The following is a 20,652-nucleotide window of genomic DNA, read 5'->3' as shown; positions in this document are numbered from 1 at the left end:
GCCGCCTCCCACACAGCCTTATTTGGCTGTACTCTTGCTTGTTTCTATATTTTTGAGATGTTCTTGATACGTTTTGGCAAATAAATGACCGCCTGTACCGTCTTTTTTCGTAACATAATACAGATATTCTGAAGCTTCAGGTGCCAGTGCTGCTTTGATCGCATCCAGACCTGGATTAGCGATTGGCCCCGGTGGTAAACCTTCATGTAAGTACGTGTTGTAAGGACTATCTATTTTAAGATCTGAGTATAACAGTCGATCTTTTTGCTTGCCTAGGGCATATTGCACAGTTGCATCAATTTGAAGCTTCATCTTTTGCTTGAGACGATTATCGATGACACCTGCGACTTGCGCTCTTTCTGCTGGAACTACGACTTCACGCTCCACTAGAGAAGCTTCTGTCAACAGCTGGTGAACCGTGAGATTACGTTCTTTTAGTTGAGCATCCAGATTATCAATTGAGCGTAGCTTGGTGCGAGTCGCTAACAACATATTAGCAATAATATCGGATTCTGTACTTTCAATCGGTAGATCATACGTTGCCGGGAACAAATAACCTTCCAGTGGATGCAGAATACCATCACCTGTTGGCACTTTAAGTTCTTGAGCGAGTTTTAAAGAAGAAGGATCATCTACTAATTTCATAAAAGCATCGCGATCTATATACCCAGCCTCACTTAATTTATCGGCAATCTGAGTTACTGTATACCCTTCAGGAATCGTAAATTTCATCGTTTTGGGCACAACAACTTCTGCATTATCTAACTTTGAAATAATCTGATCATACGTTAAACCTGGAGTGAATTCATAATCACCTGCTTTGAATTCACTGCCTTCGCTTTTCATTTTCAAATACACTTTAAAAGCGAACGCATTTTTGATTAATCCATTTTGAGCTAATTCATCAGCTACTGTAGCTGTGCTTGTACCTTGCTTTAACGTATACGGTACTACTTGATCCGATGCTGCTGTAGGTTGCATAGCATTCCACCCATAGCCAATACCGGCTGCAATCACAATCAGAACAATCAATATAATCCATATCCCTGTCCTACCTCGTCTGCGCAATGAATATAACAGCTCCTTTTACAGCCAAAAAGAGCGGAAAGATCCCGCTCTTTTTGGAAGATAATTGTGCATATTGTACTGCATCCGTGATTAATCTTCAAACGGTAATGTCAGTTCGTCATATAGCTCGGCTACATCTTCCCATTCATCATCATCATCAATAGTCACAAGTTCAGGTTGTCCATCCGCAGCATCGATAATTTTTAAAATCTCGACTTCGTCTTCAGGAATACCATTATCTTTTTGCAAGACTGCATAAGTCCCTGTGTCTATCTGAAATTCACTGACAATACGATAAACAGTCACTTCGTTCTGTTCATCCGTTAGTTCAATCAACAGACCATAAGCTTCCAGCAATCTTGACGTAAACTTGACGTTACTCGCAGAAAGATCAGTCATAGGTTTATTCACCATCCAATTCAGCAACTAAAGTATTGAATGTTTCTTCAACGATCTGCCATTCCTCTTCATTTTCGATAATGAAAAGTTTGAGATCTTCGCCTTCTTCTTCATATCGAAACGCATATACTTCGTCGGTATCGTCCTCTGTGGATTCCATAGGCACGACCATCATATATTTGGCGTCCGAACCATCAACCTCGAATTTCATGATGACTTCAAACTCTTCCTCATTACCTTCATCATCAGGAATATAAATAATTTCTGGTTCTTCCTCAAGCAAATTTTGATCTTTAGCCATATTTACCACCCTCACCTTTTACTTTTGGCATCCAAGTAATTTTGTAAAATCAAGCTTGCAGCCATTTTATCAACCACTTGCTTGCGTTTCTTGCGACTTACATCTGCTTCAATAAGCGTACGCTCAGCTGAGACAGTGGTAAGCCTTTCATCCCATAGGTGAACAGGTAGCTGCACAGATTCTTTGAGACTTTCAGCGAATTCCATACTTAGTTGACCACGGGGACCGACGCTTCCGTTCATATTCTTAGGTAATCCAACCACGATCTCTGTCACTTCAAGCTCACGTATAAGCTCGACGATACGCGCATCCACATCCTTGGTACGCTTGCGATCAATGACTTCTACCCCTTGAGCGGTCCAGCCAAAAGCGTCGCTGATTGCAACGCCAATTTTTCGATCCCCATAATCTAACCCTAATATTCTCATTTCTTTACGCTCCGTCTCTACCGATGACTGGCCAGGTAGGATCGGACCAGTTCTTCTATTAATTCATCCCGCTCTTTTTTGCCGATCAAACTTCTAGCATTTTTATGCCGGGGAATGTAAGCGGGGTCCCCTGAGATTAAATATCCAACCATTTGATTGATCGGGTTGTATTCCTTCTCAACCAGTGCATCGTATACAGTGAGAAGTATTTCCTGAGAAGAGGTTTCGTGCTCGTCACCCTTCACATTAAATTTAACTGTTTTATCCATGGAGTCCACTCGCTGACACCTCGCTTTTTGGAAAAAGTGTATACTTGTACACTTCCTCAAAATGGAATCCCTTGCTATTCATGCTGATTCTTTTTCATCATAACACAACAAGGGATATACAAGGAATATTTACGTTAAAACAATTCAAAAAGTTACAAAATTGTTTCACCTTTTTGAATCTAACACGCTATTCCTTATCTTTTTATACCCATTATCTGTTCCTAATATCATTAAATCGAAGCGACATGTTGCTTCGCTGCTGCAAGAGCTTCTGTTAATTTGGAAGCATCTTTACCACCAGCTTGCGCCATATCAGGACGACCACCACCACCGCCACCACAGATAGCAGCGACTTCTTTCACCAATTTACCTGCATGTAGTCCGCGTTCAATACCAGACTTCGGAACAACAACAACAAAGTTTACTTTGTCGTCTTGAGCTGCACCTAGAACAAGCACTGCTTCAGGCAACTTGCCTTTTAATTCATCTGCTAGACCACGCAAAGCATCCATACTTGGAACATTAACAGAGACAGCTAACAGTTGAGTAGAACCTACAGTTTCGACTTGATCTGTTAATTGACCTGCTTCAATCAAGCTTAATTTGCTTTGCAGTGATTCATTCTCACGACCTAGATCGCGTAGTTGTTGGTTAAGCGATTCAATACGTTTAGGAACATCATGTACGTTTGATTTCAATTGTACCGCAGCTTGCTTCAAAATATCCAATTGGCTATCTAAGAACATGTATGCTAGCCGTCCAGTAACGGCTTCGATACGGCGTACACCCGAACCAATACCACTTTCAGATACCAATTTGAACAATCCGATACGTGCTGTGTTATCAACATGACAACCACCACATAATTCAATACTGTAATCACCGATTTGGACTACACGTACAATATCGCCATATTTTTCACCAAATAGTGCCATAGCGCCCATTGCTTTCGCTTCGTCGATTCCTTTGTACTCAATCTCTACATCTAGACCTTTCCAGATCTCCTGATTCACACGACGCTCGATATCTGCAAGTTCTTCCGGTGTAATACTACCGAAGTGAGAAAAGTCAAAACGCAAACGTTCTGCTTCAACCAGTGAACCGGCTTGATTAACATGTGTACCTAATACATCTTTAAGCGCTTGATGCAATAAGTGAGTCGCTGTATGGTTTTTGATAATATCGTTACGGTTTGGTGCATCTACTTCTGCTGTTACGACATCACCGATATGCAGTTCACCCGAACTTACAGTAACGATATGCACAAATTGTCCGCGTGGAGCTTTGAACAATCCTTCGACAGAAGCCTCAACCGTATCATTGCTCAAACGACCTACGTCACTGATCTGACCGCCACTTTCTGCATAGAAAGGAGTTACATCCAGAATCACCTGACATTGTTGCCCTTCGCCTACACGATCTACCGATGCTTCTTCTTGAATCAAAGCGACTACAGTAGCTTGTACTGTTAATTGCTCATAACCGATAAATTCACTTTTGCCTTCAAAATCAGACAATACACCGCCTTGAACTTTCATACTGCCGCTATCTTGACGAGCAGCACGAGCGCGATCACGTTGCTCTTGCATGGCTGCATCAAAGCCTTCACGGTCTACAGTTAGTCCATTTTCTGCTGCATAATCTTCTGTTAAGTCAAACGGGAAACCATACGTATCATATAATTTGAACGCTTCTGCACCACTGATTGCTGTTTGTCCATTTTGCTTCGCTTGTGTACTCAGATCAGCCAAAATATTCAAACCATCGGATAAAGTCTCATGGAAACGCTCTTCTTCTGTACGAATAATTTTCTCGATAAATTCACGTTTGGATACTACTTCTGGATAGTAGACACCCATAATCTCGCCTACAATACCTGTTAAGCTGAATAAGAACGGTTTATCCAGACCGATCACTTTACCGTAACGTACAGCACGACGTAGCAAACGACGAATAACATAACCACGTCCTTCATTGGAAGGCAATACACCGTCAGCCGCTGCAAAAGCAACAGTACGAATATGGTCAGCAATAACTTTCAATGCTACATCGGTTTCTTCGTTTTGTTTGTAAGTTACGCCTGCAATTTGAGCAGCTTGTTGAATAATCGGTTGGAACAAGTCAGTGTCAAAGTTAGAATCCACTTCTTGCAAAATCGAAGCAAAACGTTCTAAACCTGCACCTGTATCTATATTTTTGTTCGGTAGCGGTGTGTAGCTACCATCTTTGTTATGATTAAATTGAGAGAATACCAGGTTCCATACTTCTAAGAAACGTTCGTTTTCTCCACCTGGATACATTTCTGGATCATTTGGATCAAGAGCACCATAAGCATCTCCACGATCATAGAAAATCTCACTACAAGGTCCACAAGGGCCTTCGCCGATATCCCAGAAGTTTTCTTCCAGACGAATAATACGTTCAGCCGGTAGACCGATTTTCTCGTTCCACAATTTGAAAGCTTCTTCATCTTCTGGATAGACTGTAACTGATAAACGTTCTGGATCAAATCCGATCCATTCTTTTCCTGTCAAAAATTCCCACGCCCAAGTGATCGCTTCTTCTTTGAAATAATCACCGATTGAGAAGTTTCCTAACATTTCAAAAAAGGTATGGTGACGACGTGTTTTACCTACGTTTTCAATATCGTTGGTACGAATACATTTTTGTGAATTAGTGATACGTGGATTTTCAGGTTTTTCGCGTCCATCAAAATACGCTTTCAGTGGAGCCATACCCGCATTAATCCATAATAGAGATGGGTCATTATGAGGTACCAGTGGAGCACTTGGCTCTACATTGTGTCCTTTGCTTTCAAAAAAAGCGAGCCATTTGGAACGAATTTCACTTGCTTTCATAAGTAATGAGCCTCCTCAGAATAGTTAAACATCTATTTCTTGTTGATCCAGTGTGATCTATCCAACCTGTATCTACTGACAAGTCGGTAAAAAAAAAGCGCCCTGCGCAAAATCAGGGGCGGTGTTCTGGTGTGTATCTAACATTAGTCCCTGCAACCGCTCTTTTATTGTGTATAGGTTTTGTGAATCAAGTGACAAACAACCGCTTAATACGTCCAATAATACCTATGTAGGGTTCGGTCATCACTTCAATTACCTGTGTAACAAAAGATGTATGCCTGGATCTCCTTTATTTCGGGTCATGGATCGTCCATATTCCGAAATTTCACGGTTCTTTAACAACTATATCAGTATATCTAGCGCCCATACGTCTGTCAATCGCATCGGTCATGCTTAAAAGCCCCGACTTCTATCGCCACCTCTACAGATGTGCAATACAAGACGGGGTTTTTAAAATAGCGCTGATACACGTAGTATGTATAAGATAAGAATTGTACCGCGCTGTCAAAACAGCCGATATTCGCCACTCTATACATCGTTCATGTTTATAAAAAGGCTCAAGCTTGTGTATACATAGCTACTGGTTCTTCGACAAACAAATCATCTAATGAACTTAGTGTGCCGTCTTCTTCGACTTGATATACAGACATTTTGCCACCATTTACTGTTAGCTCGATAAAACAACCCCAGCAATAAAATTGATGGGAACCAATTTTACCAATATCTTTTGAATTACAATTTGGACATTTCATTCAGCGCTCACCCTATCCGTCTCCAAGTTTAATGACATTCCTCTAGTCGTTCATTACTTTCGATCGGCACCATAATCGCGCTTTCACCAAAAGCAACTTGTCCGCTTACCGGAAGCCACTTTCTTCCACCTATCATATCCGAGATAAAGCCATCACTGATTTCAATCCCGGTAATGCTTTTACCCAACTCGTGGTCAAAATAAACATCAGAGACATACCCTAACATCGCTCCATCACTGGTCAGAAGTGGCATATCTTTAATTTTGTTTTGACCGATCAAAAATGTATGTTTAATATCGTCAGCCGCGATCTGGCGGACTGCCTGTTGATTACGGATCATAATAGCGTCTTCTCCATAGGACACAATATCTTCCCACAGTATGGTACGCACTTGTAATGAGAAAAAGCTTTTACCTTCCAGTTCAAAACCTTGAACAGACCAGTCTTCGCTTAATATAAAATCGTGAATTTTACCAAGTTGCTTGCCATCTTCAATATCAAATACAGCAAGTCCAATCATTCCCTGCATCTTCATAACGCTCAGGACCTCCTCATCGCATAGATTGCGCAGGAAGAAAATCATTTCTTTCTTGCCCGGCTGTTGGCGTCATATGATCATCTTCCCTCCCTTATTATTCACCACACAGGGGAGCCCTAATTTCTACTACGTATGCGCTTTAAAATAGTTGCAATTTTTTGTGTTACATATGCTATTTCTTCCCTAGTATTACCCATCCCAAAGCTAAAGCGAATCGCGGAATTCAATAGATTTTCAGGAATTTTCATTGCTTGAAGAACATGTGACAATTCTAACGAACCTGAAGTGCATGCAGACCCACTTGCAGCTGCAATATGTTCCATATCCAAATTCATTAACATCGTTTCACTTTTCACACCGGGAAAGCTAATATTCAGAATATGAGGCAATGATTGATCGATAGGCGTATTGACTGCATACCCTTCTGATCCTACTTCATGTTCCAGACATTCCAGCATATACGTACGCAGCGAATGAAGATGCTCTATACGCTCTGGTAATCCTTCTACTGCTAGTTCTACCGCTTGACCAAAACCGGCAATACCCGCTAAATTCTCAGTACCTGCACGACGTTTGCGTTCTTGCAGTCCTCCATAAAGAACAGGTTCTACTTTGACACCATGACGAATATAAAGAGCACCGATCCCTTGAGGACCATTGATTTTGTGAGAGGAAAAGCTAATCAAATCAACAGGCAATTCATGACAGTTCAAATCAATAGCACCTAATGCTTGCACAGCATCGGTATGAAAAATAATGTCTTTAGAACGTGCCAGCTGTCCTATTGCTGCAATCGGCTGAATCGTACCGACTTCATTGTTGCCAAACATAATACTAATCAATATCGTTTCTGGACGGATCGCCGCTTCTACGTCTTCAATATGAACCAATCCATGTTGATCGACAGGCAGATAAGTCACTTCATATCCACGACTTTCCAGAGCTTCACACGCATGAAGTACCGCATGATGTTCAATTTGTGAAGTGATAATATGATTGCCTTTATGACGTAATGATTCAGCAATACCGAATAAAGCCAAATTATCACTTTCAGTTCCTCCTGCTGTAAAAACAAGCTCATCAGGGCGGCATCCTAACCGTTTAGCCATTTGATCTCTTGCTCCACTGACTACTTTTTTCGCAGAGCGACCAAAAGCATGCACACTTGAAGCATTACCGTGGGTATCTGTCATTACTTTTAACATCTGTTCAGCGACTTTTGGATGAATCGGGGTAGAAGCCGCATGATCTAAATAAATAGCTTTCATCATGTATTCACCTTTCTGTATAAGAAAATAAAATATACGTACAAAGACAACAAAAAACGGAAGGGAGCAGCAATATACCTGCGGGTTCCCCTCCGTCTTGTGGTCTACATCGAATTTAGATATAAAACATATAATTGTCTTCTTGACCTTGCTCACGATACGTGATCAAGTCTTTGAGCGTCGTTGAATCAATCACTTGTGCGATTGCGTCACGAATCTGCATCCATAAATGACGCTTCGCTGCTACATCTTCATCGGTAAAATCAACCACTGAGATTGGACCTTCAAGTACACGGATCACTTCACCTGCTGTGATCGTTTCCGGTTCACGAGACAAAATATAACCGCCATACGCACCACGGATACTTTTTACTAATCCGGCATTACGAAGTGGAGCGATCAATTGCTCCAAATAATGTTCAGAAAGTTGATTTTTTTCAGCGATACTTTTGAGTGATGTCGGGCCTTCACCAAAACGGGAAGACAATTCCATCATAATCGTTAGACCGTAACGTCCTTTAGTTGATATCTTCATATAGGGCACCTCACTTAAATTTGGCAAAAACAATGATAAATCGTTGATTTATTGAACAACCTCAATTATTATTAATAGTTGCACGTATCGTAAAATTCCGATAATTCACTGTATTCCGATCATTCTTGTTACCTATCGTAACATATATACAGGCTTTATGGGAAATTATTCGTGCCTTTTACAACGTTATGTTACAAGAAAATGGTACAATGAATTATTGCTGTCGGTTAGATATACCTTTTACAGATGAACTCTTATTATTGTGCACTTCCTATTAATCATTTCGCAAATAATAGAATCATCTCATCTTATATAAAGTGGTGAGTACAAATGGAAAAAGCAAAAGCAGACACTCGTGTCGTTGTCGGTATGTCCGGCGGAGTCGATTCCTCAGTAACGGCGTTGCTACTCAAACAACAAGGTTATGATGTAATCGGAATTTTTATGAAAAACTGGGATGATACCGATGAGTTCGGTCATTGCACAGCAGAAGAAGATTCAGAAGATGTACGCCGGGTCTGTGAACAGATCGGGATTCCTTACTATACCGTCAATTTTGAAAAAGAATATTTCGATAAAGTATTCACTTATTTCTTAGACGAATACAAACGTGGACGTACACCGAATCCAGACGTGATGTGTAACCGTGAGATCAAGTTTGGTGAATTTTTGAATAAAGCGATGGATCTAGGTGCTGATTATGTAGCTACAGGTCATTATGCACGTGTCGTTGAAAAAGACGGCGTTTTCCAATTGCTACGTGGTATCGATAATGGCAAAGATCAAACGTATTTCTTAAATGCATTGAATCAAAAGCAATTATCCAAAACGATGTTCCCAATCGGTCATTTACCAAAACCTGAAGTACGTCGTATTGCAGAAGAAGCAGGTCTATATACAGCGAAGAAAAAAGATAGCACAGGCGTATGCTTTATCGGTGAACGTAATTTCCGCGAATTTTTAAGTGGATATTTGCCTGCCAAATCTGGCAAAATGGTCGATATTGCAACAGGTGAAGTAAAAGGTGATCATGATGGATTGATGTATTATACGCTTGGACAACGTCAAGGATTGGGTATTGGCGGTTCAGGAAATGGTAATCCATGGTTTGTCGCTGACAAAGATTTGGAACAAAATATTCTGTATGTTGTACAAGGTGATCAACATCCAAGTCTATACTCTACCGGTCTTGTCGCATCTGTAATGAACTGGATTGATGGTTCAGAGCATGCACCGGGTACTACACTGCATTGTGTAGCCAAATTCCGTTATCGTCAACCGGATCAAGGAGTTACATTAACATGGCAAGCAGAAGGTAATGTCCATGTACAGTTCGATGAGCCACAAAAAGCTATCACTCCAGGACAAGCTGTTGTTTTCTATGATGGCGAACTTTGTCTTGGTGGCGGTACGATTGATGTCGTGGAAAAAGTAGCTTACGAAGCAGTAGTATAATTGCTCTGTATAGTATCGGCTCAAGATACTGGTAGTATTTTATGTAATAGTACAGGTTCAAGAGTAACAATATTTGATAGACATGATCATAAATAAGTATTACAAAAAAGAGTTACTGATGATTGTCATCGGTAACTCTTTTTTGATTGGGTATTTTAGATTTTCGAGATGATTAGAAATACGTATTTCCAACCCATAATCCAAGCCCTGCACAGCCGATACCTAGTATATATGAAGCACCAATATAACTCCAAAACAGACGATACTTTTGCTTGAGATGTAATTCAATATTTTCTAATTTGAATGTTGAGAAAGTAGTATAACTACCCATAAAACCAGTTCCAATTAACAATTGAAAGTGACTATTCAACCCTGAAGCGAATAATAATCCTAGCAAAAAAGAACCGCTAACATTAATACATAATGTCGCTAAAGGAAATTGCATCGGCCACTTCGTTTTCATCCAATTGGATAACAATAAGCGAGCCAGAACGCCAAATACAGCTCCTACAGATACCAACAACATATTAATGAGCATGACGGTTCCTCCTTTTGTTCAGCCACTGTTCACTAACATAGAATCCGAAGCTTGAAGATAACAATCCACCTATAAGACTGGCTCCAATATAAAGGGCTGCTGTGCCATACCAGTGTTTTTCGATCAGTTGGATACTTTCCAGACTGAATGTTGAAAAGGTAGTAAATGAACCTACAAATCCTGTACCCAACGCTGTAATAATCGTTTTGGAGATATAAGGAAGTTCCGCTAAGTACTTCATCACGATAGCTAATAGAAAACATCCAACAATATTAATGATCAATGTGGCTAGCGGAAAGCCAGGGCTGACAATCCATACTCCTGTTAGATAACGACATAATGCTCCTAATACGCCAAATAGAGCTACCCAGACATAATACATATTTATAATCCCCTTTCCTGTACATAAAAATAACTCCTACTCGAACAACACACAGTAATCCTGTGATTGCACAAGTAGGAGTCATTAGCTGAAACCAGCAGTCAATGGCGAACTCCATCGCCGATTTAGTTGATTTTAATATAACGTATGACTATTGGTTTGTAAAGATTGGCATATTACAATCCTCTACGACGCTCTTGATTCAACTTAATTTTCGATTCATTGCCTTGCTCTGTCGCTTGATAAAATACTTTACGAGAAATACCTTTTGGCAAATACTCTTGTTTGACAAAATGATTCGGGAAGTTATGAGGATACTTGTATCCTTCATGCCCTAACTGTGCAGCCCCTTTGTAATGAGTATCCCGTAAATGCAGTGGAACTTCAGCAGACTTGATCTCATCTATCGCTGACATAGCGCTGGAGATCGCTGTATAGACTGCATTAGACTTCGGACTTTCTACAGCAAACAAAATTGCTTGCGCAATATTTAGCTTCGCTTCAGGCCAACCGTTCGTACGATATGCATCTAGCGCCCCTAACGACTGAATCATCGCTTGTGGATTAGCCAGACCGATATCTTCACTACTAGCGGCGATTAAGCGTCGTAGAAATGTCATCGGGTCCATCCCTAACTTTTCGACTGCATACAAGAACCAGAATAAAGCGGCATCACTGGAACCCCGTATACTTTTGTGAAAAGCAGACAACACATCATATTGAGTCGATTCATCTGCTCGGACAATCGGACGACGAATCGATTCTTCTGCCACCTCCAAAGTGACATGAATATTGCCTTCTGCGTCTGGAGGAGTAGTCACAGCGGCAAGTTCTAATGCATTAAGAGCACGCCGAATATCTCCATTTGCCATCGAAGCAATATGTTGTAGTGCTTCTTCATCCACCTGTAATTGCATAAATCCAAGTCCACGTTCAGCATCACCAAGAGCACGTTTCATCGCAATCATGGAATGTTCTTGATTCAGTGGTTCTAATTGAAACAAAGTCGATCGGCTCATCAATGCGCCATTCACATAGTGAAAAGGATTTTCGGTAGTTGCCCCAATAAAAATAATCGTTCCTTTTTCTACTGCTGGTAATAGAGCATCCTGACGAGAACTGTTAAAACGATGTACCTCATCTAAAAAAAGAATCGTTTTCGTTCCATATAGCGACTTATTCGTCTGTGCACGCTCGATCACTTCACGAACTTCTTTAACTGTCGCTTCAACGGCATTCAATCGTACAAATTCAGCTTGCGTATGCTTGGAAATAATATGAGCTAATGTGGTCTTACCACAACCCGGTGGCCCATACAGCAAAATAGACGATACTTGATCGGCTTCAATCGCACGACGCAACAATTTACCTTGACCTACAATCTGTTCTTGCCCTATATATTCATCGAGTGACTGTGGACGCATCCGGTCAGCAAGTACACCCATACTATTCGATTCAGCATCCTGACCACGATCATCATACGAAAATAAGTCCATACGTTCACATCCTATCTATAATCCATCATTTGTACTGTCACATTTATAGTGACTGTAATCACCTATATCATGATCATTCCGGTATATATTAAAAGCAGATCCACATCGATCATATTATTGCTTTATTTTATTAACCCAAAGGAGACCTATATTATGCAAACTATTTCATTAGATACAGTCATACCTCAACAAGACAAAAAAATAACTTCGATCTACAATACCGAAGCCCGTCAAATCGTTCATCTGCAATTAAGTGCAGCGCAAGAAATTCCTACTCATAAAAGTCCTAAACAAGTATTCATTATTGTCAAAAGTGGAAAGGTTGTATTTACTGTGTCCGATCAAGAAATCACACTATCTGCTAATGAAGTGTTAGTGATGGAACCGGATGAATACCATTCACTTAAAGCACTTGAAGATACATCGATTTTAGTTATCAAATCTTAAATCATACTAAAGCCCTTCTCTTTATTTTAACATTATTTTGCACAAAAAGCAGAAAAGAGAGTTCTTCTACAGATCAACTGTACAGAGAACTCTCTTTTTCTGTATTCTTTTTATTCTGTATCGCTCGTAATATACTCAGGGATCTGCTGTCCGTGCATAATCCATAATTCATGCAATGCACGCGTACAACCTACATATAATAACTTGGCATCCCATGCATCATTACGATAATGGTCGGTATCCACATCACTCACAATAACAGCATCAAATTCTAACCCTTTGGATAAATATACAGGTAAAATCGAATGCCCACCTTGATAAGCGGCTTTACCTCCATCAATTAAATGAATCTCTATCCCTTGCTCGGTTAGTTGTTGATGTAATTCAATAGCTTCATGTAATGTTCGTGTCAAAATGGCTGTAGTCCGGTAATCTTTGGTCTGCAATTGTTGCCAGTTCGAGCGGATTGTCTCCAGACGTGTATCTGTTGAACAAGGAATCATCCGCACAGGATCACCACTACGGAATACAGGTACAGCTGTAATTCCATTTTGTACACCTTTTTCCAAAATGATATTTGCAAATTCGATAATTTCCATCGTCGAACGATAACTTCGAGTCAGCGGGAAATAATCAGTCTGTTCTGGAGTAAATAAATCACTGATCTCTTCCCATTGATGTACTCCGCGATAAGCATGAATCCCTTGCGATAGATCACCTAATATCGTAAATGAACTACCACGTACATAAAGATCAAGCAAAGCGACATGAAAAGGAGAAAAGTCTTGTGCTTCATCCATAACCACATGGTCAAATCGATGTTCTGCTTCCATCTCATGAAGTAACGTATGGATATAGACTAGAGCAGGCAGATCATCTTCACGAATACGATCTTTTTTTAATTCAGCAGATACCTGTTTTAGCACCTCTGCCGGGATCTGTTCCCAGATCGATTGAAGTGCTTCAGCATGGTTACCACTTTTGATCGCTTTAAATAACTGTTTATATAATGATAATGGCTCGTATTTAGGCCATTTATTTAAGTATGCTTTTTCTCGTTGAGCTGCTTTTTTCTTGCGTTCTTTGCGAATTGCTTCTGAAGGTGCTACTTTAAGCTGCATTTCTATCCAGCGATGAACACGTGCCATCACCCGTTCTTTGCGCTTCGCTAATGGATAGTGTTTGTATTCGTTATTGAACCATTCCAGTATCTCTTGCTGTGACAAAACAGCCTCATCCCACGGATTGAAATCAAGCTCAGGTACAGCCGTCTGTTCCAATACGTTCACATACTCACGAATCAACTGCATAAAAGCAAGTGATCCTTTGTAACGTGAAGGGGTGTGATCTGTAACAGCCGGACGATCTGTATTTTCAAACCAGTATTCATACGTCTCTGATTGAGGTACCAGACGAATATCACTTTCCAGAATCTGTTGTGCCCAATCACTAAATGTACTCTGCTGAATATCGCCTACACCCAGTTCTGGCAACACTTCCGAAATGTAATCTAAAAACATATGGTTGGGTGCAAAAATAATCATTTTATCGGCAGATACTTGCTCTTGATATTGATACAGTAAAAAAGCTAATCGGTGCAAAGCAACCGTTGTTTTTCCACTACCTGCGACGCCTTGAATGACCAGTGCTGTATTTTTGGCAGCGCGGATAATCCGATCTTGCTCGGCTTGAATCGTAGATACAATATCGCGTAGTTTGTTATCTTTGTTTTCGCCCAGACGGTACACTAGAAATTCATCGGTGACTGCGGGCTCTGTACTTTCACGATCATACGTATCTGCTAGACGTTCTAACATGCGTTGATGAATAACAATATTACGCTTAAGATAGACCAATCCTTGAATCAATCCTTCTGGTGCTTCATAGACTGCTGCTTCTTCTCCGCCTGTAAATGAGTAAAACAAACTTGCTACAGGTGCTCGCCAATCAATTACTAACGGCTGATCCTCTACCTCAGACTTGCCAACACCGATCTTACCAATATACAGAGGTTGGCGTGTTCCTTCTTCTCCTTCTGCAAAATCCAGACGACCAAAATATGGTGCTTGTGCGCTTTTCGAAAGAGATTGACGTTGCTGTTCACGACCGGATTCCAAAATCTGTTCGGTAAAATCATGCCCCGTATAGACAGGAATCTGGCTTAAACGCTCTAGTTGTTCATCAATCTCAACAACTGTTTGTTGCAACTTGTCTTGCTCTTCTTGATAGGCACTTTGAAAGTTGTCCTCCAATTTCAGTTACCTCCTAAGAAATCTACTTATGATCTCTTTGTTAAGCACGCAAAAAAACAAAACGCAGACGTAACAGTAAAAGGTACACTTCTCATGATCACTTTTTGCAAAGCGAATATGGTGTCATGTGTACTATTTTCAGGTCAGTCTGCGCTTATGTTTATAGTTTTGCCATTAACAAAGGATTTTTAATATACCACAAGCATTTTGAAAAAACTAGTTCTTTTTTGAAGGACATCATTGAAATATGGTGGTTGAGTATGGGGAGTATTGGGCATCATCCGCTTCAGAAAAGGCTTTGTTCTTGCCGTCGCCTTTGAAATGAAATCCCTTGATTAGACTGCATAGCAGTCGGGATTCCACTTCAAAGGCGACTTTCAGAACAATGCCATTTCTTACGCTATGTTGGTACTTGGATTCTTTTAAAAAAGAGTTAGATTGCTTCAATAAAGGATTATTAAATAAACAGTTTTAATACTTATGATTGAACAAATACTTTAGAAAATTAAGACTGAAATGTATATGTACAGTATGACTGAAGTAGTTTTTTGATTCCATTTGAATGATAAGGCATGAGTGTATTGGCTGTTTACAAATCGACCCATTTCAGTTCTGATATTTCTTCTGGATGTTTAATTTCACATGCTCCGTATAAAATATTTGCTTTAAAGGTTATAAATAAAGCGTGCTGGTCTTTTTCCTGAAAGAAAGCTTCATTTATTGCTAACACATGTTCAACTATAATCGTTAGTCCTGTCTCCTCTTGCACTTCTCGGACAACAGCTTGTTCTAATGTTTCACCGATTTCTACAGCACCGCCAGGAAGTGACCAACCCGATCCTTTATTATTCACCATCAATAGTTGATCTTGATCTTTATCATAAATAAGAGCATAGACTACATCTACTCTTTGCATGTTATTCTCCTCACTCTCTTTCTTTCAGATGCAAGAATTTAAAATATTACTTTTTATATCAGTTATCAATTTGCTAATGCCGATCATTCTTAAAAAGAACTATAAGAAAAGAGCATGTATCTTTTAAAAGATAACATGCTCTTTATTGGGAAAATTCATTTAGAAATGCGTATTAAAGTTCGATACCGTTTTTTTCGAGCAGTTCACGAACGGTGACACTGACCATAATTAGTCCTGCTACAGGAGGAACGAAAGCGTTACTTGCTGGTGGTTGTTTGGCTTTGCGAATCTCCGGTGCATTTTCAGGTACAATTTTATCGGTAATATCTTGACGTGGTTTCATCGGTTTTTCGGTAGAAAAGACTACTTTCACGCCTTTTTTGATTCCTTCTTGACGCAATTTGGTACGGACAATGCGTGCAATCGGGTCCATTTTAGTTTGTGAAATATCTGCGACCTGAAATTGACTAGGGTCCATCTTATTAGCAGCACCCATACTCGAAATCACTGGAATATTGCGTTCCAAGCATTGTTTAATCAAATGGATTTTGTAAATAATCGTATCAGACGCATCAATGACATAATCAAGATCGTATTTAAATAATTCTTCATACGTTTCTTCGGTATAAAACATGTTCAGTGCTATTGCTTCACATTCTGGATTGATCAATTTCACACGATCAACCATAAGATCAGCTTTCTTTTGTCCAACAGTAGTCGTTAGCGCATGAATTTGACGATTGATATTAGTAATATCGACTGTATCTTTATCGATCAAAATAATGCGTCCAACCCCTGTACGTGCTAGAGCTTCGACAGCGATTGAACCGACTCCACCGATCCCAAGAACGGCAACGGTACTGTTTTTCATCACTTCCATACCTTCTGAACCAAAAGCAAGTTCTGTACGTGAGAATTGATTTAACATCGATGTTCACTCCTTTCTTTATAAATGAGAAACTGCAACTATAATCATCATTTGTTATAAAAGAGTTTAGTTGTTTTCTTGTTTTTTATCGTCGCCTGGTTTTTTAGCAAGCTTGATATGCAATTGTTGTAATTGAGAAACGTCAACTTGAGACGGTGCATCCATCAATAAGTCAGTAGCATTGGCTGTTTTCGGGAATGCGATCGTTTCACGCAAGTTCGTACGTCCTGCAAGCAACATCACTAAACGGTCAAATCCGAAAGCAATACCGCCGTGTGGAGGCGTTCCGTATTCGAATGCATCCATCAAGTAACCGAATTTATCACGAGATTCTTCTTCTGGAAGACCCAACGCTGCGAACATCTTTTCTTGTACATCACGTTTGTAGATACGCATCGAACCGCCGCCTACTTCGTAACCATTTAATACGATATCGTAAGCTTGAGCACGAATTTGACCTGGATCGGTATCGAATAAATGGACATCTTCTTCACGAGGACGTGTGAACGGATGGTGTTCTGCTACATAACGTTTTGCATCTTCATCGTAACCAAGTAATGGGAAGTCTACAACCCATACAAATTTGAATGCTTTGTCATCGATTAGACCTAGATCGCGTCCAATTTTCAGACGTAAAGCGCCCAATACATCTGCAACTACTTTTTTGGTGTCAGCTGAGAATAACAATAAGTCGCCATCTTCTGCGCCTACAGCTGTTTTGATTTGCTCTAATTCTTGCTCATTGAAGAACTTAACGATAGGTCCTTTAAGCTCGCCTTCTTTGACTTGAATCCAAGCTAGACCTTTAGCGCCATAACGTGCTGCATACGGCTCTAAGCTATCGATTTCTTTACGAGTCCATGTGCCACAGCCTTTAGCATTTAAGCATTTCACTTCTCCACCTTTTTCAATTACAGAAGCAAATACTTTAACACCACTAGCTGCTACAATATCACTTACATTCACCAATTCTAAGCCAAAGCGAAGATCTGGTTTATCTGAACCGTATTTGTCCATTGCATCTGCATGTGTAATGCGTTGGAATGGTGTAGGAATATCTACATTCACGGTTTCTTTAAATAATTTCACCATTAATTGTTCCATCATATCAAGCAAGTTGTCTTGAGTTAAGAACGAAGTCTCGATATCGACCTGTGTAAATTCAGGCTGACGGTCTGAACGCAAATCTTCATCACGGAAACAACGAGCGATCTGGTAGTAACGTTCAAGTCCACTCACCATTAACAATTGCTTAAAGATCTGTGGTGATTGTGGCAATGCGAAAAATTCGCCTGCATGAACACGACTTGGTACAAGATAATCACGTGCACCTTCTGGTGAACTCTTTGTCAAAATTGGTGTTTCTACATCAATAAAACCTTCGCCATCCAAGAAGTCGCGGAAAACTTTAGCTGCTTTGGAACGCAACATCAACGTTTTTTGCATTTCAGGGCGACGCAAGTCCAAGTAACGATATTTCAAACGAACTGATTCGTCGACTTCAATACCATCTTCGATAAAGAATGGAGGCGTTTTGGCTGCATTCAATACTTCAATTTCGGTAATACGTACTTCGATTTCACCTGTAGGCAAGTTTTTGTTAATTGTCTCATCATCACGTAGTACCACTTCACCTTTAACGGCTAATACATATTCGCTACGAACACGATCTGCGACTTGTAAAGCATCGCCAGAGTATGCAGGGTTGAATACAACTTGTACAATCCCTGTACGGTCACGTAGATCGATAAATAGTACGCCACCTAAGTCACGACGAGTCTGTACCCAGCCGTTCAACGTAATCGTTTCGCCAATGTTGGCAGTTGTTAATTGTCCACAGTTATGAGTCCTTAACATAAGTTATTCATTCTCCTTTAAATTGAGTTGATCGTTTTTCGCTATTGCAGTGATACAGGGTTGCTTAATCAGATATAGCTATTTATTTCAAGTGATCTGCTAACTCGTCCATTTTGACAGTTTGCTGTTCACCAGTATCCATACGTTTCAATGCAATTTCACCACGTAACAATTCATCATCACCCAAAATCGCTGTATAGCGGGCTTTGAAGCGATCAGCTGATTTCATTTGAGCTTTCATTTTACGTCCTAGATAATCGCGTTCTGCAGAGAAACCTAGTTTACGTAATTTGAATAATTGTTTGACCACTTCAACTTCTGCCGCTTCCCCTAAGGCAAGCAAATATACATCAAGTGGTTGAACACCTGGAACTTCTACTTCTTGATCTTCCAGTAACAATTGCAGACGTTCCATTCCGATACCAAAGCCAATACCCGGTTGATCCGGTCCGCCGACTTCTGATACTAATTTGGTATAACGTCCACCGCCACCAACCGTATCAATAGCACCGATTCCTTGCGCTTTGTATTCAAAAGCAGTGTGTGCGTAGTAATCCAAGCCACGTACAAGACGAGGGTTGATCGTATACTCTACATCCATAATCTCCAAATACTCTTTGACTTTGGCAAAATAAACAGTACTTTCTTCATCCAGACTATCTAAAATCGAAGGTGCATCTACAAATTTGTCATGATCGATTTTGCAATCTAATACACGCATCGGGTTACGTTCCATCCGAGTCTGACAATCTTTACACAATGTGTCGCGCATCGGGCGCAAAAATCCAAGTAATGTCTCGTTATAGTTGGCACGTGTCTCTGCTGTACCTACAGAGTTCACTTCAACCGTAACTCCTTTTAATCCTAATTCTCTAAAAAATTCTAATCCCAAAGCAATCACTTCTGCATCAATCGCTGGATCAACAGAGCCAAAAGCTTCGATACCGAACTGGTGAAATTGACGATAACGCCCTGCTTGTGGACGCTCATAACGGAACATAGGGCCCATATAATATAATTTGCTGACATCAGGCTCGCCATACAATTTATTTTCAGCATAAGCACGTACAACACCAGCTGTCCCTTCAGGACGTAGCGTCATACTTCTGCCACCTTTATCTTCAAACGTATACATTTCTTTTTGTACCACATCGGTTGTTTCCCCTACACCGCGTTGGAACAATTCTGTAGATTCGAATAATGGAGTACGGATCTCACGATAGTTATATCGTCTACATAGATCGCGTGCTTGTTGTTCGATATACTGCCATTTTTCTACTTTACCTGGTAAAAAATCTTGCGTACCTGTTGGTTTTTGAAAAGCCATGACTGATTCCTCCTTGATTCAAGTGATTCTTTATCCTGTTCATAAATGACACAAAAAAATCCCACGCCTCTGTTTATTATAAACAGGGACGAGGGATTGGATTATTCCATTCACCCGTGGTACCACCCACATTTCGAATACAATCTTCTATCTCAAACGATAACTGTCTGATCTAGAGTACAACCATTGCACTCGCTTCATTAGCGGTTAACGCCCGCTGACTACGCATGAGGTTACTTGGATTCCAAAAGGATTAGTTATACTGCAAATATCAATTTACAGCTCCTATCTCACTTTTCTATCTTTCACATCATGTTCTCGGGGAGGTCTTTTCACAAAGGGATACAGGGAATTCTTCCAGCCACGGAATTCCTCTCTTTATCGATCATCGATACTGTATCGGTCTAAGTTACTTTTCCCGTCTACAAATTCGTATATTTAAAGATTACTTTAATCAACATAATCTTATATTCAATCGTTCCAACTTTCATCTACTATGACATTTGCAAAGCTCATAGTCACAATCATGTTATATTTAACGATTGTAATGAACCACTGCACTAAAGTCAACACTTTCACTTAATAAAAATATACTGTGCAAGTACAGTATATCGCTATAGACAAAAAAATAACCTACA

General features: G+C 40.2%; 19 protein-coding genes, 1 pseudogene and 1 riboswitch. Of the genes and pseudogenes, 2 read left to right on the top strand and 18 right to left on the bottom strand.

The features are described 5' to 3' along the window. Positions 1–18: 18 nt before the first annotated feature. From mltG to cymR, 10 genes are all read right to left on the bottom strand, one after another. On the bottom strand, positions 19–981 hold the full coding sequence (gene mltG / locus PQ460_RS06175) for an endolytic transglycosylase MltG (protein WP_443147208.1): 963 nt from the start codon (positions 979–981) through the stop codon (positions 19–21). Positions 982–1,158: 177 nt separating this feature from the next. Further along, positions 1,159–1,467, bottom strand: coding sequence for a DUF1292 domain-containing protein (locus PQ460_RS06170; RefSeq protein WP_204822994.1), 309 nt, complete (start codon positions 1,465–1,467; stop codon positions 1,159–1,161). Between the two features lie 4 nt (positions 1,468–1,471). Then, complete coding sequence (locus tag PQ460_RS06165; protein WP_204822993.1) at positions 1,472–1,768, bottom strand: DUF1292 domain-containing protein; 297 nt, start codon at positions 1,766–1,768, stop codon at positions 1,472–1,474. 11 nt (positions 1,769–1,779) lie between these two features. Further along, positions 1,780–2,196, bottom strand: a complete 417-nt coding sequence (gene ruvX, locus PQ460_RS06160) for a Holliday junction resolvase RuvX (RefSeq protein ID WP_204822992.1) — start codon at positions 2,194–2,196, stop codon at positions 1,780–1,782. Positions 2,197–2,213: 17 nt separating this feature from the next. Next, complete coding sequence (locus PQ460_RS06155; RefSeq protein WP_069329188.1) at positions 2,214–2,474, bottom strand: IreB family regulatory phosphoprotein; 261 nt, start codon at positions 2,472–2,474, stop codon at positions 2,214–2,216. A 221-nt stretch (positions 2,475–2,695) separates the two neighbouring features. Beyond that, positions 2,696–5,323: an alanine--tRNA ligase gene (alaS, locus tag PQ460_RS06150; RefSeq protein WP_274172063.1), complete on the bottom strand. Its 2,628-nt coding sequence runs from the start codon at positions 5,321–5,323 to the stop codon at positions 2,696–2,698. Positions 5,324–5,880: 557 nt separating this feature from the next. Continuing rightward, positions 5,881–6,075, bottom strand: coding sequence for a hypothetical protein (locus PQ460_RS06145; RefSeq protein WP_273613339.1), 195 nt, complete (start codon positions 6,073–6,075; stop codon positions 5,881–5,883). A gap of 28 nt (positions 6,076–6,103) precedes the next feature. Further along, positions 6,104–6,610, bottom strand: a complete 507-nt coding sequence (locus PQ460_RS06140; RefSeq protein ID WP_273613340.1) for a PRC-barrel domain-containing protein — start codon at positions 6,608–6,610, stop codon at positions 6,104–6,106. Between the two features lie 119 nt (positions 6,611–6,729). Continuing rightward, positions 6,730–7,881, bottom strand: coding sequence for a cysteine desulfurase family protein (locus PQ460_RS06135; protein WP_274172062.1), 1,152 nt, complete (start codon positions 7,879–7,881; stop codon positions 6,730–6,732). A gap of 115 nt (positions 7,882–7,996) precedes the next feature. Beyond that, positions 7,997–8,416 (bottom strand): cysteine metabolism transcriptional regulator CymR, encoded by a 420-nt coding sequence (cymR, locus tag PQ460_RS06130; RefSeq protein ID WP_069329183.1) that lies wholly within the window; start codon positions 8,414–8,416, stop codon positions 7,997–7,999. 330 nt (positions 8,417–8,746) lie between these two features. Between cymR and mnmA the strand changes: the two genes are divergently transcribed. Beyond that, positions 8,747–9,871: a tRNA 2-thiouridine(34) synthase MnmA gene (gene mnmA / locus PQ460_RS06125; RefSeq protein WP_274172061.1), complete on the top strand. Its 1,125-nt coding sequence runs from the start codon at positions 8,747–8,749 to the stop codon at positions 9,869–9,871. 172 nt (positions 9,872–10,043) lie between these two features. On the opposite strand, the gene crcB (PQ460_RS06120) is transcribed toward mnmA, so the two are convergent. The 3 genes from crcB (PQ460_RS06120) to PQ460_RS06110 all read right to left on the bottom strand — a co-directional run bounded on the left by crcB (PQ460_RS06120) (position 10,044) and on the right by PQ460_RS06110 (position 12,287). Continuing rightward, on the bottom strand, positions 10,044–10,409 hold the full coding sequence (crcB, locus tag PQ460_RS06120) for a fluoride efflux transporter CrcB (protein ID WP_274172060.1): 366 nt from the start codon (positions 10,407–10,409) through the stop codon (positions 10,044–10,046). Beyond that, positions 10,399–10,791, bottom strand: a complete 393-nt coding sequence (gene crcB, locus PQ460_RS06115; protein ID WP_274172059.1) for a fluoride efflux transporter CrcB — start codon at positions 10,789–10,791, stop codon at positions 10,399–10,401. Before crcB (PQ460_RS06115) ends, crcB (PQ460_RS06120) begins: the two co-directional genes overlap by 11 nt. 68 nt (positions 10,792–10,859) lie before the next feature. Further along, positions 10,860–10,922: riboswitch (Fluoride riboswitch) on the bottom strand. A 45-nt stretch (positions 10,923–10,967) separates the two neighbouring features. Beyond that, complete coding sequence (locus PQ460_RS06110; protein ID WP_274172058.1) at positions 10,968–12,287, bottom strand: replication-associated recombination protein A; 1,320 nt, start codon at positions 12,285–12,287, stop codon at positions 10,968–10,970. A 153-nt stretch (positions 12,288–12,440) separates the two neighbouring features. Between PQ460_RS06110 and PQ460_RS06105 the strand changes: the two genes are divergently transcribed. Further along, the gene (locus tag PQ460_RS06105; protein WP_274172057.1) at positions 12,441–12,734 is read left to right on the top strand and encodes a cupin domain-containing protein; all 294 of its coding nucleotides are present in this window, start codon (positions 12,441–12,443) and stop codon (positions 12,732–12,734) included. A gap of 110 nt (positions 12,735–12,844) precedes the next feature. Here the strand turns inward: PQ460_RS06105 and PQ460_RS06100 are convergent, their stop codons facing one another. The 5 genes and pseudogenes from PQ460_RS06100 to hisS form a co-directional block, all read right to left on the bottom strand. Further along, on the bottom strand, positions 12,845–14,986 hold the full coding sequence (locus PQ460_RS06100) for a HelD family protein (RefSeq protein ID WP_274172056.1): 2,142 nt from the start codon (positions 14,984–14,986) through the stop codon (positions 12,845–12,847). Between the two features lie 505 nt (positions 14,987–15,491). Next, positions 15,492–15,902, bottom strand: a pseudogene (locus PQ460_RS06095) (NUDIX hydrolase). Positions 15,903–16,074: 172 nt separating this feature from the next. Beyond that, complete coding sequence (locus tag PQ460_RS06090; RefSeq protein ID WP_273613347.1) at positions 16,075–16,830, bottom strand: tRNA threonylcarbamoyladenosine dehydratase; 756 nt, start codon at positions 16,828–16,830, stop codon at positions 16,075–16,077. A gap of 66 nt (positions 16,831–16,896) precedes the next feature. Continuing rightward, the gene (gene aspS, locus PQ460_RS06085) at positions 16,897–18,687 is read right to left on the bottom strand and encodes an aspartate--tRNA ligase (protein WP_273613348.1); all 1,791 of its coding nucleotides are present in this window, start codon (positions 18,685–18,687) and stop codon (positions 16,897–16,899) included. An 82-nt stretch (positions 18,688–18,769) separates the two neighbouring features. Further along, positions 18,770–20,014, bottom strand: a complete 1,245-nt coding sequence (hisS, locus tag PQ460_RS06080) for a histidine--tRNA ligase (protein ID WP_273613349.1) — start codon at positions 20,012–20,014, stop codon at positions 18,770–18,772. Between the last annotated feature and the right edge of the window lie 638 nt (positions 20,015–20,652).

This window comes from Paenibacillus sp. KACC 21273 (assembly GCF_028736095.1).
GTDB classification, from domain to species: domain Bacteria; phylum Bacillota; class Bacilli; order Paenibacillales; family Paenibacillaceae; genus Saccharibacillus; species Saccharibacillus kyungheensis.
This window is presented reverse-complemented; position numbering and strand designations above follow the sequence as displayed.

Bases quoted from the DNA above. Each gene is read 5' to 3' on its own strand.
- PQ460_RS06165 (WP_204822993.1), bottom strand. From the start codon at position 1,768: ATGGCTAAAGATCAAAATTTGCTTGAGGAAGAACCAGAAATTATTTAT.
- alaS (WP_274172063.1), bottom strand. From the start codon at position 5,323: ATGAAAGCAAGTGAAATTCGTTCCAAATGGCTCGCTTTTTTTGAAAGC.
- hisS (WP_273613349.1), bottom strand. From the start codon at position 20,014: ATGGCTTTTCAAAAACCAACAGGTACGCAAGATTTTTTACCAGGTAAA.
- crcB (WP_274172059.1), bottom strand. From the start codon at position 10,791: ATGTATTATGTCTGGGTAGCTCTATTTGGCGTATTAGGAGCATTATGT.
- PQ460_RS06090 (WP_273613347.1), bottom strand. From the start codon at position 16,830: ATGTTAAATCAATTCTCACGTACAGAACTTGCTTTTGGTTCAGAAGGT.
- mltG (WP_443147208.1), bottom strand. From the start codon at position 981: ATGCAACCTACAGCAGCATCGGATCAAGTAGTACCGTATACGTTAAAG.
- PQ460_RS06140 (WP_273613340.1), bottom strand. From the start codon at position 6,610: ATGAAGATGCAGGGAATGATTGGACTTGCTGTATTTGATATTGAAGAT.
- ruvX (WP_204822992.1), bottom strand. From the start codon at position 2,196: ATGAGAATATTAGGGTTAGATTATGGGGATCGAAAAATTGGCGTTGCA.
- mnmA (WP_274172061.1), top strand. From the start codon at position 8,747: ATGGAAAAAGCAAAAGCAGACACTCGTGTCGTTGTCGGTATGTCCGGC.
- PQ460_RS06135 (WP_274172062.1), bottom strand. From the start codon at position 7,881: ATGAAAGCTATTTATTTAGATCATGCGGCTTCTACCCCGATTCATCCA.
- PQ460_RS06145 (WP_273613339.1), bottom strand. From the start codon at position 6,075: ATGAAATGTCCAAATTGTAATTCAAAAGATATTGGTAAAATTGGTTCC.
- cymR (WP_069329183.1), bottom strand. From the start codon at position 8,416: ATGAAGATATCAACTAAAGGACGTTACGGTCTAACGATTATGATGGAA.
- aspS (WP_273613348.1), bottom strand. From the start codon at position 18,687: ATGTTAAGGACTCATAACTGTGGACAATTAACAACTGCCAACATTGGC.
- crcB (WP_274172060.1), bottom strand. From the start codon at position 10,409: ATGCTCATTAATATGTTGTTGGTATCTGTAGGAGCTGTATTTGGCGTT.
- PQ460_RS06105 (WP_274172057.1), top strand. From the start codon at position 12,441: ATGCAAACTATTTCATTAGATACAGTCATACCTCAACAAGACAAAAAA.
- PQ460_RS06170 (WP_204822994.1), bottom strand. From the start codon at position 1,467: ATGACTGATCTTTCTGCGAGTAACGTCAAGTTTACGTCAAGATTGCTG.
- PQ460_RS06110 (WP_274172058.1), bottom strand. From the start codon at position 12,287: ATGGACTTATTTTCGTATGATGATCGTGGTCAGGATGCTGAATCGAAT.